At 72.8% G+C, this 298-nt stretch carries 1 protein-coding gene; it reads right to left on the minus strand.

What is annotated here, in order from left to right; all coding sequences use genetic code 11:
• Positions 1–298 (minus strand): S8 family serine peptidase (locus tag ACT6VE_RS34000; RefSeq protein WP_444802570.1); only part of this gene is annotated, 298 nt, incomplete at both ends.

The following is a 298-nucleotide window of genomic DNA, read 5'->3' on the forward strand; positions in this document are numbered from 1 at the left end:
GCTGCGCCAGCCTGCCTGCGCCCAGCGGCGCGGCAAAGGACGTGCCGCGCACCGTGACGCTCTTTCCTCCCCCTGCGGCGGGCGCCAGGCTGCGCCCTGGTGCTGCGAAGGCGACATGCTTTCCGCGTCCCGCCTCGGGCAACACCCGGCCGGAGGTATCCACACCGGTCACCGCGAGCACACCGAACTGTGCTGCCGGAAAGGCTGGCGGCGCCGCCGGGCCATCATTGCCGACGGCTGCGACGATCAGCGCACCCTTGGCCTGGGCCCGCGCGATCGCTGCATGGACCAGCGCGTT

The sequence above is a fragment of the Shinella sp. genome, assembly GCF_052438155.1.
In the GTDB taxonomy this organism is placed as follows: Bacteria; Pseudomonadota; Alphaproteobacteria; order Rhizobiales; family Rhizobiaceae; genus Shinella.